The sequence below is a fragment of the Streptococcus sp. Marseille-Q4154 genome, assembly GCF_916700545.1.
GTDB classification, from domain to species: Bacteria; Bacillota; Bacilli; order Lactobacillales; family Streptococcaceae; genus Streptococcus; species Streptococcus infantis_I.
Map to the genome: position 1 here is coordinate 674,763 of NZ_CAKAKN010000001.1, position 15,008 is coordinate 689,770.

16 protein-coding genes and 1 other annotated feature are annotated in these 15,008 nt (G+C 38.5%); of the genes, 13 read left to right on the plus strand and 3 right to left on the minus strand.

Going from position 1 to position 15,008, the window contains the following annotated elements; all coding sequences use genetic code 11:
• Positions 1-34 precede the first annotated feature (34 nt).
• Positions 35-412 (plus strand): DUF1934 domain-containing protein, encoded by a 378-nt coding sequence (locus tag LG369_RS03445; RefSeq protein WP_225750244.1) that lies wholly within the window; start codon positions 35-37, stop codon positions 410-412.
• A gap of 179 nt (positions 413-591) precedes the next feature.
• Here the strand turns inward: LG369_RS03445 and LG369_RS03450 are convergent, their stop codons facing one another.
• Together LG369_RS03450 and LG369_RS03455 are read right to left on the minus strand one after the other, a co-directional pair.
• Positions 592-1,674, minus strand: a complete 1,083-nt coding sequence (locus LG369_RS03450) for a DEAD/DEAH box helicase (RefSeq protein ID WP_225750245.1) — start codon at positions 1,672-1,674, stop codon at positions 592-594.
• The gene (locus LG369_RS03455) at positions 1,671-2,648 is read right to left on the minus strand and encodes a Gfo/Idh/MocA family protein (protein WP_225750246.1); all 978 of its coding nucleotides are present in this window, start codon (positions 2,646-2,648) and stop codon (positions 1,671-1,673) included. The genes LG369_RS03450 and LG369_RS03455 overlap by 4 nt, the downstream gene beginning before the upstream one ends.
• 146 nt (positions 2,649-2,794) lie before the next feature.
• Between LG369_RS03455 and LG369_RS03460 the strand changes: the two genes are divergently transcribed.
• The 10 genes from LG369_RS03460 to sdbB all read left to right on the plus strand — a co-directional run bounded on the left by LG369_RS03460 (position 2,795) and on the right by sdbB (position 10,337).
• On the plus strand, positions 2,795-3,490 hold the full coding sequence (locus LG369_RS03460) for a YoaK family protein (protein ID WP_225750247.1): 696 nt from the start codon (positions 2,795-2,797) through the stop codon (positions 3,488-3,490).
• 54 nt (positions 3,491-3,544) lie between these two features.
• Positions 3,545-3,724, plus strand: a sequence feature (ribosomal protein L21 leader region).
• Between the two features lie 35 nt (positions 3,725-3,759).
• A complete protein-coding gene (gene rplU, locus LG369_RS03465; protein WP_000109141.1) occupies positions 3,760-4,074 on the plus strand; it encodes a 50S ribosomal protein L21 in 315 nt (104 codons plus the stop codon).
• A 15-nt stretch (positions 4,075-4,089) separates the two neighbouring features.
• Positions 4,090-4,434 (plus strand): ribosomal-processing cysteine protease Prp, encoded by a 345-nt coding sequence (locus LG369_RS03470; RefSeq protein ID WP_000613699.1) that lies wholly within the window; start codon positions 4,090-4,092, stop codon positions 4,432-4,434.
• A 16-nt stretch (positions 4,435-4,450) separates the two neighbouring features.
• Positions 4,451-4,744, plus strand: a complete 294-nt coding sequence (gene rpmA, locus LG369_RS03475; RefSeq protein ID WP_000916509.1) for a 50S ribosomal protein L27 — start codon at positions 4,451-4,453, stop codon at positions 4,742-4,744.
• Positions 4,745-4,956: 212 nt separating this feature from the next.
• A complete protein-coding gene (locus LG369_RS03480; protein ID WP_225750248.1) occupies positions 4,957-6,216 on the plus strand; it encodes a UDP-N-acetylglucosamine 1-carboxyvinyltransferase in 1,260 nt (419 codons plus the stop codon).
• Between the two features lie 17 nt (positions 6,217-6,233).
• Entirely contained in the window at positions 6,234-6,785 is a 552-nt protein-coding gene (locus LG369_RS03485) for a GNAT family N-acetyltransferase (RefSeq protein WP_225750249.1), read from the plus strand.
• A complete protein-coding gene (spxR, locus tag LG369_RS03490; protein ID WP_036757618.1) occupies positions 6,778-8,055 on the plus strand; it encodes a CBS-HotDog domain-containing transcription factor SpxR in 1,278 nt (425 codons plus the stop codon). The genes LG369_RS03485 and spxR overlap by 8 nt, the downstream gene beginning before the upstream one ends.
• A 15-nt stretch (positions 8,056-8,070) precedes the next feature.
• Positions 8,071-8,931, plus strand: a complete 861-nt coding sequence (locus LG369_RS03495; RefSeq protein ID WP_045763436.1) for a methionyl aminopeptidase — start codon at positions 8,071-8,073, stop codon at positions 8,929-8,931.
• Between the two features lie 122 nt (positions 8,932-9,053).
• Positions 9,054-9,761 (plus strand): thiol-disulfide oxidoreductase-associated membrane protein CcdA2, encoded by a 708-nt coding sequence (ccdA2, locus tag LG369_RS03500; RefSeq protein WP_225750250.1) that lies wholly within the window; start codon positions 9,054-9,056, stop codon positions 9,759-9,761.
• A 12-nt stretch (positions 9,762-9,773) separates the two neighbouring features.
• Positions 9,774-10,337 (plus strand): thiol-disulfide oxidoreductase-associated lipoprotein SdbB, encoded by a 564-nt coding sequence (gene sdbB / locus LG369_RS03505; protein WP_225750251.1) that lies wholly within the window; start codon positions 9,774-9,776, stop codon positions 10,335-10,337.
• Between the two features lie 62 nt (positions 10,338-10,399).
• On the opposite strand, the gene LG369_RS03510 is transcribed toward sdbB, so the two are convergent.
• Entirely contained in the window at positions 10,400-11,386 is a 987-nt protein-coding gene (locus LG369_RS03510) for an L-lactate dehydrogenase (protein WP_004253416.1), read from the minus strand.
• Positions 11,387-11,580: 194 nt separating this feature from the next.
• Between LG369_RS03510 and gyrA the strand changes: the two genes are divergently transcribed.
• Together gyrA and LG369_RS03520 are read left to right on the plus strand one after the other, a co-directional pair.
• Entirely contained in the window at positions 11,581-14,049 is a 2,469-nt protein-coding gene (gene gyrA / locus LG369_RS03515; protein ID WP_225750252.1) for a DNA gyrase subunit A, read from the plus strand.
• A complete protein-coding gene (locus LG369_RS03520) occupies positions 14,049-14,798 on the plus strand; it encodes a class A sortase (protein WP_225750253.1) in 750 nt (249 codons plus the stop codon). Before gyrA ends, LG369_RS03520 begins: the two co-directional genes overlap by 1 nt.
• Positions 14,799-15,008: the final 210 nt, after the last annotated feature.

A 15,008-nucleotide genomic window follows, 5' to 3' on the forward strand; every position in this document is an offset into this window, starting at 1 on the left:
TAGTAGGGATAAGTGAGAAGAAAGAGGAATAGATGTGAAGATTAGAATGAGAAATACCATCAAGTTCGATGAACAATTGGAAGTAATCGATCAACTTTATGATGTTGAATTACGTGAAAAGGGCGATTTTTCCTATCTCCTTTTTTACAATGAAGACCAAGAAAAAGTAGTTTTGAAATTTAATGGGGAGGAACTGGTCATGTCACGTTTCTCAAATCCCAAGACCATCATGCGTTTTCTGAAGGATTATGATAGTTTAGCCTATATTCCAACACCTATGGGACTGCAGGAGTTTATCATCCAAACAAGCCACTATGAAGTTAGTGAAGAGAAGATCGAACTAGCCTATCAACTACAAAACAAAGAAGGAGTTCCATTTGCCAACTACCGTTTAGAAATTACTTGGGGATAAGAAAAAGAGGCTGGGACAAAAGTCCTAGCCTCTCAATTGTCTTTGGATTGTCGAGCAAGACGCAGTGGTTGAGTGGGCTCTACTACGCTGATTTCATCAGCTTTTACAGCCCTACTCAACTGTGCGGAGGTGGGACGACGAAATCGAATTCTAACGAATTACCGATTTCTGCCCCACTCTCATTTGATATACAGTTCCTGATTTTTCAAGACAATTTCACGTACACTTGCAAATTTCTTAAGTTTTTTAAGCTCTTCTGGATGTGTCACAAGAGTGATGACATAGCCTTCTTTACCCATGCGTCCTGTACGACCCGCACGGTGAGTGTAAGTTTCCTTGTCTCTAGGGACGTCAAAGTTAATCACGCATTCCAAGCTATCAATGTCTATACCACGAGCGAGAAGGTCTGTCGCAAGAAGTAAGGTCAGTTGATTATCTTTGAATTTTTCTAGAATAACTTTTCTAAATTTAACGTTGACATCGCTAGCTAGCGAAACTGCTAAAACATCACGATATTGTAATTTTTCCTCTGCACTTCCAAGGTCTGACAAGCTATTAAAGAAGACAAGACCACGGAAATCTTCAACCTGTGCCAGTTTACGAAGCATATCTACTCTGTGACGTTGGTCTACTTGCATGTAGAAGTGTTGAATATTGTCTAACTTTTGGTCTGATAGATCAATGATGCGCGTGTTAGGTGCAATCTTATCTTGGTCAAATTTGGTAGTGGCACTCATGTAAATAAGTTGATGGTCACGAGGTGCATAGTGGGTAATCTTTTCTACAAAGTGGATTTGAGAATCATCTAGCAACTGGTCGAATTCATCAAGAATGATTGTTTCCACGTTCATCATCTTGATTTTTTTCAATTTGACTAGTTCAAAGATACGACCAGGTGTTCCAATCAGAATTTCTGGTCCTTTTTTAAGTCGTTCAATTTGGCGTTTCTGGCTCGAACCGGATAGAAATAGCTGAGCTGTTAATCCGATGGCCTCACCCCAGGTTTTAGTGACTTCAAAAATTTGTCCAGCAAGTTCAGTATTAGGTGCTAAAATCAATAATTGTTGGGCTTTTTTCTTTTGCAGTTTGAGAAGACTAGGTAGGAGATAGGCTAAAGTCTTCCCTGTACCAGTTGGACTGACTCCAAGTAGGTTTTCACCTTCTGTTATAGGTTCAAAAAGTTGAGTTTGAATGGGAGTAAATTCTTGGAATCCCAGTTGATCAATCAATTCTTGCCATTCGGTAGGTAGTTTGGTTTTCATTTTTCTGCCTCAAATCTAATGCCAGCATCTTGGCGCATGGTATAAAGAACTTGATGAACATCTGTTGCATCAGTAAGCCATTGCTGATAGAGAGTCTGGTCTGGTTGGTTAATCATATGTGCAAAAGCAGCAACTTCCTCCGTCATAGTGTGAGGAGCCTGATGGATAGGAAGTTGAACTTCATTTCCTTGATGGTCTGTAAAAATAGCTGATTGGACATGCTCGATTGTATTAAGTGTCAAGGTTCCATCAGTAGTATAAATCTCACAAGGAAGATTAGAAGTGATATTCTTTCCTGCTTTGATGTGTACTTGATAGTTAGGATAGTAGAGCATGCCATCCCCATTTAAATCAATGCTATTATCTAGTTTCTGAGCTTGATAGGTTGCATGAGTCGGTTTTCCAAATAAGCGAACAGCTGCATAAATAGGATAAATACCAAGATCCATAAGTGCACCACCAGCAAAACGGTCTGAAAAAACGTTAGGAGTATCGCAAGCAAGTAGGTTAGGCATCTTAGAAGAATATTTAGCGAAGTTAAAGTCTGCACCAAGAATTTGTTTGTTCGCAAGAAAGTCTTTGATTGTGGCAAAAGCATCTTCATGATAGTTACGTGCTGCTTCTAAGATAAAACATTTATTATCTTTAGCCGTTTGAACTAATTCCTGCCATTCTTGTGGTTGAGTGACAGCTGGTTTTTCAAGGATAACATGTTTTCCAGCAGATAAAGCCATCTTTGCCTGACTAAAATGCAGGGAATTCGGACTAGCAATGTATACCACATCGAATGAATCATTAAAGAAATCATTTAGCTGATCAAATAGCTTAACGCCTTGATACTGTTCAACAAACTTTTCTGCGGTTTCTATTTTTCTAGAATAGACTGCACCCAGTTGAAATTCCCCGCTAGTATGGGCAGCCTCTAGAAAATGATGGCTGATTGAACTAGTTCCTATGATACCAAGTTTTAGCATAGTTACTCCTTTTCCACAAGTAATGATTGATTTCATTATATCATAGAAAGAGCCAACTCGTTTCCTTGAGACAATTCTTTTGCTTTGATACTTCGAAATTTCTAGAAAAAATGGTACAATAGTTACAGTAAATTTAGGAGTTTAGTATGAGATTATTACCTATGAGAAAAATTTCTCGTCATTCAAAAAGATTGGCGCTTTTTTTGACTTTTTGCGCAGGTTATGTCGATGCCTATACGTTTATTGTAAGAGGAAATACCTTAGTTGCTGGGCAAACGGGGAATGTGGTATTTCTATCAGTCGGAATCGTTCAGAGAAATTTGGCTGATGCTGAAATAAAGATATTGACACTTTTATCTTTCATGTTAGGCGTTTTTATGTTGACGATTTACAAGGAAAAACTTCGCATTGTAAAAAAACCCATTCTATCACTTGTTCCATTAGCTATTTTATCATTGATAATCGGCTTTATTCCATTGAGTGTTGATAACATGTTTATTGTTCCGCCTTTGGCTTTTTGTATGGGTCTCGTTACAACAGCTTTTGGAGAGGTTTCTGGAATTGCCTATAACAATGCCTTTATGACGGGAAATATCAAACGCACCATGTTAGCTTTTGGTGAATACGTCCGGACCAAGCATACAGCCTTTTTAATGGAGGGATTGATTTTTGTGAGCCTACTTGTTAGTTTCGTTCTAGGAGTAGTATTTTCAGCTTACTTAACGATTATCTTCAGCGAAAAAACGATTTTAGGTGTCCCCGTCATGATGAGTATTTTTTATCTAAGTATGGTTTTATCTTCTTTGCAAAAAAAGTCTGATAAAAGGCTGAATTTTGAGTGAAAATACTTGTCAAAAATTTGGAATCATGCTATACTTGTAGAGTTGACTATGCACGATCCTGTGCAACCGCACGAACATCGTTGCTCGTCGTATAACAAATTTAAACTTTGTCATTATCGCCTTGCCTAACACAAGTTATGTCTTCGGCTCAATTCCTAGTTTATTCTTTGTTATACTAAGAGCTCTTCTTTTAAGTGGTTCGTCCCACGATGCTAGGCGAGTCTTCACAAAAATTCGGGGAAACCCCAAAAAATCATAGGAGGTGCATAATGAGCACATACGCAATTATCAAAACTGGCGGAAAACAAGTTAAAGTTGAAGTTGGTCAAGCAGTTTACGTTGAAAAATTGAACGTTGAAGCTGGTCAAGAAGTTACTTTTAACGAAGTTGTTCTTGTTGGTGGTGAAAACACTGTTGTCGGAACTCCACTTGTTGCTGGAGCTACTGTAGTTGGAACTGTTGAAAAACAAGGAAAACAAAAGAAAGTTGTTACTTACAAGTACAAACCTAAAAAAGGTAGCCACCGTAAACAAGGTCACCGTCAACCATACACTAAAGTTGTCATCAACGCAATCAACGCTTAATTTTAAGGAGAACACATGATACAAGCAGTCTTTGAGAGAGCCGAAGATGGCGAGCTGAGGAGTGCGGAGATTACTGGACACGCCGAGAGTGGCGAATACGGCCTAGATGTCGTGTGTGCATCGGTTTCTACGCTTGCCATAAACTTTATCAATTCCATTGAGAAATTTGCAGGCTATGAACCAATCTTAGAATTAAACGAAGATGAAGGTGGCTATCTGATGGTTGAAATTCCAAAAGATCTTCCTTCTCACCAGAGAGAAATGACACAATTATTCTTTGAATCATTTTTCTTAGGTATGGCAAACTTATCGGAGAACTCTTCTGAGTTCGTCCAAACCAGAGTTATCACAGAAAACTAACACGGAGGAAAACATTATGTTAAAAATGACTCTTAACAACTTGCAACTTTTCGCCCACAAAAAAGGTGGAGGTTCTACATCAAACGGACGCGATTCACAAGCTAAACGTCTTGGAGCTAAAGCAGCTGACGGACAAACTGTAACTGGTGGATCAATCCTTTACCGTCAACGTGGTACACACATCTATCCAGGTGTAAACGTTGGACGTGGTGGAGACGATACTTTGTTCGCTAAAGTTGAAGGCGTAGTACGTTTCGAACGTAAAGGTCGCGATAAGAAACAGGTTTCTGTTTACCCAATCGCTAAATAAGCATTAAAAAAGGCTTTCCGAGATTTTTGGAAAGCTTTTTTCTTGAACAATATTTGTATCAGTTATTTTTTAAGTTTACTTGAGAAATTGTTTTAAATCAATAAAATCTTAAGGAGCTTATTTGATTTATTATGATAGATAATAAGAAGGAAATATGGTATAATATAGGGTGAGACCTTATGAATAAATAGTGAAAGAGTATAAAAAAAATAATGAAAAAAATAGTCATTAACGGTGGACGTCCATTAAAGGGTGAGATAACCATTAGCGGAGCAAAAAATAGTGTAGTTGCTCTGATTCCTGCTATTATTTTATCAGATGATGTAGTTATTTTGGATTGTGTTCCAGATATCTCCGATGTCGCTAGTTTGATTGATATTATGGAAATTATGGGTGCGAGTGTTAAGCGCTATGATGACGTTCTAGAAATTGATCCTCGTGGTGTTCAAAATAAACCAATGCCATACGGTAAGATTAACAGTCTTCGCGCATCCTATTATTTCTACGGTAGTCTTCTTGGACGTTTTGGTGAAGCAACAGTAGGTTTGCCTGGTGGATGTGACTTGGGTCCTCGTCCTATTGACTTGCACTTGAAAGCTTTTGAAGCTATGGGTGCTAAGACAACCTATGAGGGAGATAATATGAATCTCTCAACTAATGGTTCTAAGTTACAGGGTGCTAGTATTTATATGGATACTGTAAGTGTAGGAGCAACTATTAATACGATGCTTGCAGCAGTAAAAGCTCAAGGACGTACAGTCATTGAAAATGCTGCTCGAGAGCCTGAAATTATTGATGTAGCTACTTTGTTAAATAATATGGGAGCTCATATTCGTGGTGCAGGTACGGATATGATTACTATCGATGGTGTTGAATCTCTACACGGCACACGTCATCAAGTTATTCCAGATCGTATCGAAGCTGGTACTTATATTTCTTTAGCTGCTGCTGTGGGACAAGGAATTCTTATTAACAATGTACTTTATGAACATTTAGAAGGTTTTATTGCGAAACTTGAAGAAATGGGTGTTCATATGACTGTTTCTGAAGATAGTATCTTTGTTGAAGAGCAGAAAAATCTAAAAGCTGTTAATATCAAGACTGCTCCATATCCAGGATTTGCTACAGACCTTCAACAACCGATTACACCACTTTTGTTGAGAGCAGAAGGACGAGGGACACTGATTGATACCATTTATGAAAAACGTGTCAACCATGTCTTTGAATTAGCTAAAATGAACGCAGATATTACAACGACTAATGATCACATTATCTATAAGGGTGGTAATTCTTTACACGGTGCAAGTGTAAGAGCGACTGACTTACGTGCAGGTGCAGCCTTGGTTATTGCTGGATTAATGGCTGAAGGTAGAACAGAAATTACTAGTGTAGAGTTCATCCTACGAGGCTACTCAAATATTATTGAGAAATTACGTAAGCTTGGAGCAGATATTGAGCTAATCGAAGATTAGCCATTTTGAGGAACACAATGAATATCCTGACAAAATTAGCAATGTATTCTTTCTATGAGACGGAACGTTTGTATTTCCGTCCATTCTTTTTTACGGATGTAGATGACTTTCATGCTCTAGCATCAGACCCTGAAAATCTCCAATTTATTTTTCCTACGCAAGCCAGCATTGAGGAAAGTCAATATGCTCTTGCTAACTACTTTATGAAATCACCTTTGGGAATTTGGGCGATTTGTGATAAGAAAGCACAGAAGATGATTGGAGCCATCAAGTTTGAAAAGCTGGATGAAATCCGTAAAGAAGCAGAAATTGGCTATTTTTTAAGGAAAGATTATTGGTCTCAAGGATATATGACGGAAGCAGTGACTAAATTACGCGATTTGTCTATGGATCAGTTTGAATTAAAGCAACTTTCTATTGTGACGCATTTAGAAAATAGTGCTAGTCAAAAGGTTGCACAAAAATCAGGCTTCGTTCTATATCGTCGTTTCAAGGGTAGTGATCGATATACTCGTAAGATGCGGGATTATCTAGAATTTCGCTATACAAAAGGAGAGCTAAATGAGTAAACACCAAGAAATTTTAGCTTATTTAGAAGAATTACCAGTCGGAAAACGGGTCAGTGTTCGAAGTATTTCAAATAGGCTGGGAGTGAGTGATGGTACAGCTTATCGTGCTATCAAAGAAGCTGAAAATAGAGGATTGGTTGAAACACGTCCTCGAAGTGGAACTGTCCGTGTCAAGTCCAAAAAAGTTGCCATTGAGAGATTAACCTTTGCAGAAATTGCAGAAGTCACTGGTTCAGAAGTTTTAGCTGGCCAAGCAGGTTTGGAGAGAGAATTCAGTAAATTCTCCATTGGAGCCATGACAGAAAAAAATATTCTTTCTTATCTTCATGATGGTGGTCTACTTATTGTCGGTGATAGAACACGGATCCAATTATTGGCACTTGAAAATGAAAATGCTGTCTTGGTAACGGGTGGATTTGAAGTTCATAAAGATGTTTTGGATGCTGCTAATAAAAAAAATATCCCAGTGTTACGCAGTAAACATGATACATTTACCATTGCAACCATGATTAACCGAGCTTTGTCAAATGTACAAATAAAGACAGATATTTTAACGGTTGAAAAAATCTATCGCACTTGTCATGAATATGGTTTTTTACAAGAAACGGATACTGTGAAAGATTATTTAGATTTAGTTCGTAAAAATAGAAGTAGTCGATTCCCTGTTATCAATCAGCATAAGGTTGTTGTGGGTGTCGTGACCATGCGTGATGCTGGAGATAAATCACCAGGGACTACCATCGATAAGGTCATGACAAGAACTGTCTACATGACCGGTTTAGCCACAAATATTGCTAACGTGAGCCAAAGAATGATTGCTGAAGATTTTGAAATGGTACCTGTTGTACGGAGCAATCAAACCTTGCTTGGTGTCATAACTAGACGTGATGTCATGGAAAAAATGAGTCGTTCTCAGGTCTCAACTTTACCAACCTTTTCAGAACAGATTGGACAGAAGCTATCTTATCATCATGATGAAGTTGTTATTACAGTCGAACCCTTTATGTTAGAAAAAAATGGTGTTCTGGCTAATGGTGTTCTTTCGGAAATCTTGACTCATATGACGCAAGACTTGGTCGTTAATAGCGGGCGTAACCTTATCATTGAACAAATGTTGATTTACTTCTTACAGGCTGTTCAGATTGATGATGTTCTACGGATTCAAGCTAGAATTATTCATCATACGAGACGATCGGCTATTATTGATTATGACATTTATCTCAATCATCAAATTGTATCAAAAGCAAATGTAACTGTAAAAATTAATTAGAATCTAGGAGAAAACATGATTACATTAAAATCAGCTAGAGAAATCGAAGCTATGGATAAGGCTGGTGATTTTCTTGCAAGTATCCACATTGGCTTGCGTGATATCATTAAGCCAGGTGTTGATATGTGGGAAGTAGAAGAGTATGTTCGCCGTCGTTGTAAAGAAGAGAATTTCCTTCCACTACAGATTGGTGTTGATGGGGCAATGATGGACTATCCATATGCAACCTGCTGTTCGCTCAATGACGAAGTAGCACATGCCTTCCCTCGTCATTATATCCTCAAAGAGGGTGACCTCCTCAAGGTTGATATGGTTCTTGGTGGGCCAATCGCGAAGTCTGACCTCAATGTTTCTAAACTCAATTTTAACAATGTTGAGCAGATGAAAAAATATACTCAAAACTTTACGGGTGGTTTGGCTGATTCTTGTTGGGCATACGCAGTTGGTAAACCATCAGAAGAAGTTAAAAACTTGATGGACGTGACCAAGGAAGCTATGTATAAGGGGATCGAACAAGCTGTTGTTGGCAATCGCATCGGCGATATTGGTGCAGCGATTCAAGAATATGCTGAAAGTCGTGGATACGGCGTTGTTCGTGATCTTGTAGGACACGGTGTTGGACCAACCATGCATGAAGAACCAATGGTTCCAAACTATGGTATCGCAGGTCGTGGCCTTCGCCTTCGTGAAGGTATGGTTTTGACAATCGAACCTATGATTAATACAGGTGATTGGGAAATTGATACAGACATGAAAACAGGCTGGGCTCACAAAACTATCGACGGTGGTCTATCATGTCAGTATGAACACCAGTTTGTTATTACCAAGGATGGACCTGTAATCTTGACAAGTCAAGGTGAAGAAGGAACTTATTAATCAAAAGGGAGCTGAGCTCCTTTTTTTATTTTTAGTTGAAATCAAATTTGCGTAGCAGATATCTTACAAACGTTTTCTTTTATAGTAAAATAAAAGATGACTATATGAAAGAAGGTTCTTAATTGGAAAGTATTATATTTTTTATCTCTGTATTTTTAGCTGGGGTTTTATCTTTTTTCTCACCCTGCATATTTCCTTTATTACCAGTCTATGCAGGTGTTTTGTTAGATGATCAAGAGCAGTCAAAGACATTTCGGTTTTTAGGTAAAGATGTTGCCTGGTCAGGATTAATTCGGACATTCTGTTTTATCGCAGGTATCTCACTAATTTTCTTTATTCTAGGGTTTGGAGCAGGATTTCTCGGCAATTTACTCTATGCTGATTGGTTTCGTTATGTTATGGGTGGTATTATTATCATACTAGGCTTACATCAGATGGAAATCCTTCATTTACGAAAATTAGAGTTCCAAAAAACAGTAAGATTTGATCAAAAACAGTCTAGTAAATATCTATCAGCCTTTCTATTAGGTATCAGCTTCAGCTTTGGTTGGACTCCATGTATTGGTCCAGTTTTAAGTTCAGTTTTAGCATTAGCTGCCTCAGGAGGAAATGGAGCTTTTCAAGGGGCTTTATTAACCCTAATTTATACACTTGGAATGGCGCTTCCATTTTTAGTATTGGCCTTGGCATCAGGTCTGATCATGCCTTATTTTAGTAGAATTAAATCTCACCTACTCTTATTGAAAAGAATTGGTGGTTTACTAATTATTCTCATGGGAATTTTATTAATGTTGGGACAGTTAAATGTCTTATCTGGAATATTAGGATAAAAGGAGTTATCTATGAAAAAAACAATCTATTTTGGACTTAGTTTCTTATCTATCTTTCTTTTGATTGCTTGTGGCAAGGAAGAGAAGGATTCAAGTCAGGAAAACCAAAAGACTCAAACTCAGCAACAAGCAACGGTTAAGCAAATAGCTGTAGGAGCAGAAGCACCGGATTTCACGCTCCAATCGATGGATGGAAAAGAAGTCAAACTATCTGATTTTAAAGGTAAAAAAGTTTATCTAAAATTCTGGGCTTCTTGGTGCGGACCATGTAAAAAAAGTATGCCAGAACTAATGGAACTTGCTGCAAAAGAAGATCGTGATTTTGAAATATTATCTGTTATTGCACCCGGCCTTCAAGGCGAAAAAACGATCGACCAATTTCCAAAATGGTTTGAGGAGCAGGGCTATAAGGATATACCTGTCTTATATGACACTAAGGGAACTACCTTCCAAGCCTATCAGATTCGAAGTATCCCAACTGAATACCTAATTGATTCAAATGGTAAAATTGCTAAGATTCAGTTAGGTGCAATTAGCAATGCAGAAGCTGAAGCAGCTTTTGCACAAATGGATTAACGTTATAAAAAATGTCTAGACTGTTTTGTCTAGACATTTCTTTTTTTTAAAATTAAATTGAATTAGTTTTTAGAAGCAGCTTGGAATTCTGGGTTTTTCCATGCTTCGTCAATAATTTCTTGCAATTCACGAGCAGAAAGTTGCATTTTTTGAGTTTCAGCATCGTTCAATGGGATGTTAACTGGGCGAACGATACCATGCGCACCAACGATAGCTGGTTGACCGATAAAGACGTTTTCAACTCCGTATTGTCCTTCTTGGAAGACTGAAAGTGGAAGAACCGCATTTTCATCATCAAGGATAGCTTTTGTGATACGAGCAAGAGCAACTGCGATACCGTAGTATGTAGCACCTTTTTTGTTGATGATTGAGTAAGCAGCGTCACGAACTGAGATGAAGAGTTCAACAAGATCCGCTTCATTCAAGTCACGGTTAGCTTGTAACCATTGTTCCAATTTAACACCGGCAACGTTAGCGTGTGACCAAACTGCAAATTCAGAGTCACCGTGCTCACCCATGATGTAGGCGTGAACTGAACGAGCATCAACACCGATAGTTTCAGCAAGTGCTTGACGGAAACGAGCTGAGTCAAGTGAAGTACCTGAACCGATAACACGTTCTTTAGGGAATCCTGAGAATTTCCAAGTTGAGTAAGTTAAAATGTCAACTGGGTTAGCAGCAACAAGGAAGATACCGTCAAAACCAGACGCAACAACTTGTTCAACGATTGATTTGTTGATAGCAAGGTTTTTACCAACAAGGTCAAGACGAGTTTCACCTGGTTTTTGTGGAGCACCGGCAGTGATAACTACAAGGTCTGCATCCGCACAGTCTTCGTACTTAGCTGCATAGATTTTTTTAGGTGAAGTAAAAGCTAGCGCGTGGCTAAGGTCTTCGGCATCACCAACTGCTTTTTCAAACAATTGAGGAATTTCAATGATACCAAGTTCTTGTGCAATTCCTTGTGTTACGAGGGCAAAAGCGTAAGATGAACCTACGGCACCGTCACCGACGAGGATAACTTTTTTGTGTTGTTTAGTTGCTGTCATTTGTCTAAACATCTCCTTTATTTTATTAAGGGGGAACCCCATTTGATTTCATTCTATCACTTTTGCTAGGCTTTGTCACGGATATACCTTCGGGATAAATATGTAAACGTTTTACACGTGTTGTTAGACTGTAAAATAGTCCAAACTATGGTATAATATATGTAATTACTAATAGTGAAACGAGGCATTTGTTAATGCAAGATAAAAATTTAGTGAATGTCAATCTGACCAAGGAGATGAAGACTAGCTTTATAGACTACGCCATGAGTGTAATCGTATCGCGTGCTCTTCCTGATGTTCGTGATGGGTTGAAACCTGTTCATCGTCGTATTTTGTACGGAATGAACGAATTAGGAGTTACGCCTGATAAACCTCATAAAAAATCTGCCCGTATTACAGGGGACGTAATGGGTAAATACCACCCACACGGTGATTCATCTATTTACGAGGCTATGGTCCGTATGGCACAATGGTGGAGTTATCGCTACATGCTTGTAGATGGACATGGAAACTTTGGTTCCATGGATGGTGATGGTGCTGCCGCGCAACGTTATACCGAAGCTCGTATGAGCAAGATTGCCCTTGAAATGCTTCGTGATATCAATAAAAATACCGTTGATTTTGTTGATAACTATGATGCCAATGAGCGCGAACCGGTAGTTTTACCAGCTCGTTTCCCAAATCTATTGGTAAATGGTGCTACAGGTATCGCCGTTGGTATGGCGACCAATATTCCACCTCATAATTTAGGTGAAACCATTGATGCTGTTAAACTCGTCATGGATAATCCTGAAGTTACAACTAAAGATTTGATGGAAGTTTTGCCTGGTCCAGATTTTCCAACCGGTGCCCTAGTTATGGGGAAATCAGGTATTCATAAAGCATACGAGACAGGTAAGGGATCTATTGTTCTTCGTTCTCGAACAGAAATCGAGGAAACAAAAACTGGTCGTGAACGTATCGTTGTTACTGAATTCCCATATATGGTCAACAAAACCAAAGTACATGAACATATTGTGCGTCTGGTTCAAGAGAAACGTATTGAAGGAATTACAGCTGTTCGTGATGAATCTAACCGTGAAGGTGTTCGCTTTGTTATTGAAGTTAGACGCGACGCATCAGCTAATGTTATTTTGAACAACTTATTCAAGATGACTCAGATGCAGACTAGCTTTGGTTTTAACATGCTTGCTATCCAAAATGGTGTTCCAAAGATTTTATCGCTTCGCCAAATCTTGGATGCATACATTGAGCACCAAAAAGATGTTGTGACTCGTCGCACTCAATTTGATAAAGAAAAAGCTGAGGCGCGTGCACATATCTTGGAAGGTTTGTTAATTGCTCTGGATCATATTGATGAAGTCATTCGTATCATCCGTGCCAGTGAGACTGATGAAGAAGCTCAATCAGAATTGATGAGCAAGTTCAAGCTATCTGAACGTCAAAGCCAAGCAATCCTAGACATGCGTCTCCGTCGTTTGACTGGCTTGGAGCGTGATAAGATTCAATCTGAATATGATGACCTCATTGCTTTGATTGCCGACTTGGCAGATATTCTTGCAAAACCAGAACGTGTTGCGCAAATTATCAAAGAAGAATTGGATGAAGTGAAGCGCAAATTTGCTGATAAACGTCGCACAGAGTTGATGGTGGGAGAGGTTTTGACGCTCGAAGATGAAGACTTAATTGAAGAATCTGATGTTCTCATCACACTATCGAACAAAGGCTACATCAAACGTTTGGACCAAGATGAGTTCACAGCTCAAAAACGTGGTGGACGTGGCGTACAGGGAACTGGAGTTAAGGACGATGACTTTGTGCGTGAATTGGTTTCTACTAGCACCCATGATCACTTGCTCTTCTTTACCAACAAAGGTCGTGTCTATCGTTTGAAAGGTTATGAAATCCCAGAATATGGTCGTACAGCCAAGGGATTGCCAGTAGTTAACCTCTTGAAACTGGATGAGGGAGAAAGCATCCAAACTATCATTAATGTCGAATCAGAACGTAGTGATGATGCATACATCTTCTTTACGACTCGAGCAGGTATTGTTAAGAGAACTAGCGTTAAAGAATTTGCCAACATTCGTCAAAATGGTCTAAAAGCCTTGAATTTGAAAGATGAGGACGAATTGATTAATGTTCTTCTTACTCAAGAAGATACTGATATCATCATCGGTACTAAGTTAGGCTATGCAGTTCGTTTCAACCAGTCTACTGTTCGTAGCATGAGTCGTAGTGCTACTGGTGTTAAAGGAGTAAATCTTCGTGAAGGCGATGCTGTAGTTGGTGCTAGAGTGATTACCGATCAAGATGAAGTTCTTATCATTACTGAAAAAGGATACGGTAAGCGTACAGTTGCCACTGAATACCCAACTAAAGGTCGTGCTGGTAAAGGTATGAAGACCGCTAATATTACAGATAAGAATGGTCATCTTGCTGGTCTTCTAACAGTAAAAGGTGATGAAGATTTGATGGTTATCACTGATACCGGTGTCATGATTCGAACAAATGTTGCTAATATTTCACAAACTGGACGTTCAACTATGGGAGTAAAAGTTATGCGTCTAGATGAGAATGCTAAAATTGTAACCTTTACAACAGTTGCGGCAGCAGAGAAAGAAGAAGTTGGGACAGAAAACGAAACAGAAAGTGAAGAATAATGTCTCAAAAAAGAATAAAAAGTAAAAAAAATAAGCGTAAGAATCTGCTGATTAATATTTTGGCTGGATTTCTAATCCTTTTGTCTCTAGCTTTGATTTTTAATTCGAAGATACGTGATGCAATTATGATTTGGAATACCAATAAATATCAAGTAAGTCAGGTTTCAAAAGAGGAAATTAAGGAAAATAAAACTGCTACTGGAAATTTTGATTTTGACTCTGTAAAATCTTTATCTTCAGAGGCAGTACTTTCAGCTCAGTGGAATTCCCAACAACTTCCAGTGATTGGGGGTATTTCTATTCCAGAACTTGAAATGAATTTGCCTATTTTTAAGGGGCTGGATAATGTGAACCTGTTCTATGGTGCTGGAACGATGAAAGCTAATCAAGTTATGGGGCAGGGAAATTATTCATTGGCAAGTCACCGTATTTTTACTGGTAAAGATGCAGATCAGAAGCTATTTTCACCCTTAGCACGTGCTACTAATGGAATGTTCATTTATCTAACAGATAAAGAAAAAGTTTATAAATATGAAATAGTAGAAGTTAAAAAGGTAACTCCAGATCGCATCGATGTTATTGAAGACAGAGAAGGGATTGACGAGTTGACTTTAGTAACCTGTGAAGATGCTAATGCTACAGAACGGATAATTGTTAAAGCAAATTTGAAGGAAGTTAAAGACTATTTAGAAGCTTCTCCAGAAATATTGCAATCATTTACTAAACCATATAAACAATTTTATGAATAGTAGAAGAGGTTGGGACAAAAGAGCCCGACCTCATTTTTTATTAGCAATCAAACTTTGACGCGGTAGCTGATTGAACTTTTTGTTCGTCTTTTAGACTCCAAAAAGCTCCTAATCATCCTCGCGGGGCTGGGACTACGAAATCGAGACTTTGTCTATCGATTTCTGTCCCACCGCCTTTTCTTGTCAATTTCAGAAAATAGATAAGGTAAA

Coding starts and splice junctions, on each gene's coding strand:
- LG369_RS03450 (WP_225750245.1), bottom strand. CDS start 1,674: ATGAAAACCAAACTACCTACCGAATGGCAAGAATTGATTGATCAACTG.
- LG369_RS03455 (WP_225750246.1), bottom strand. CDS start 2,648: ATGCTAAAACTTGGTATCATAGGAACTAGTTCAATCAGCCATCATTTT.
- LG369_RS03460 (WP_225750247.1), top strand. CDS start 2,795: ATGAGATTATTACCTATGAGAAAAATTTCTCGTCATTCAAAAAGATTG.
- rplU (WP_000109141.1), top strand. CDS start 3,760: ATGAGCACATACGCAATTATCAAAACTGGCGGAAAACAAGTTAAAGTT.
- LG369_RS03470 (WP_000613699.1), top strand. CDS start 4,090: ATGATACAAGCAGTCTTTGAGAGAGCCGAAGATGGCGAGCTGAGGAGT.
- rpmA (WP_000916509.1), top strand. CDS start 4,451: ATGTTAAAAATGACTCTTAACAACTTGCAACTTTTCGCCCACAAAAAA.
- LG369_RS03480 (WP_225750248.1), top strand. CDS start 4,957: ATGAAAAAAATAGTCATTAACGGTGGACGTCCATTAAAGGGTGAGATA.
- LG369_RS03485 (WP_225750249.1), top strand. CDS start 6,234: ATGAATATCCTGACAAAATTAGCAATGTATTCTTTCTATGAGACGGAA.
- spxR (WP_036757618.1), top strand. CDS start 6,778: ATGAGTAAACACCAAGAAATTTTAGCTTATTTAGAAGAATTACCAGTC.
- LG369_RS03495 (WP_045763436.1), top strand. CDS start 8,071: ATGATTACATTAAAATCAGCTAGAGAAATCGAAGCTATGGATAAGGCT.
- sdbB (WP_225750251.1), top strand. CDS start 9,774: ATGAAAAAAACAATCTATTTTGGACTTAGTTTCTTATCTATCTTTCTT.
- LG369_RS03510 (WP_004253416.1), bottom strand. CDS start 11,386: ATGACAGCAACTAAACAACACAAAAAAGTTATCCTCGTCGGTGACGGT.
- gyrA (WP_225750252.1), top strand. CDS start 11,581: ATGCAAGATAAAAATTTAGTGAATGTCAATCTGACCAAGGAGATGAAG.
- LG369_RS03520 (WP_225750253.1), top strand. CDS start 14,049: ATGTCTCAAAAAAGAATAAAAAGTAAAAAAAATAAGCGTAAGAATCTG.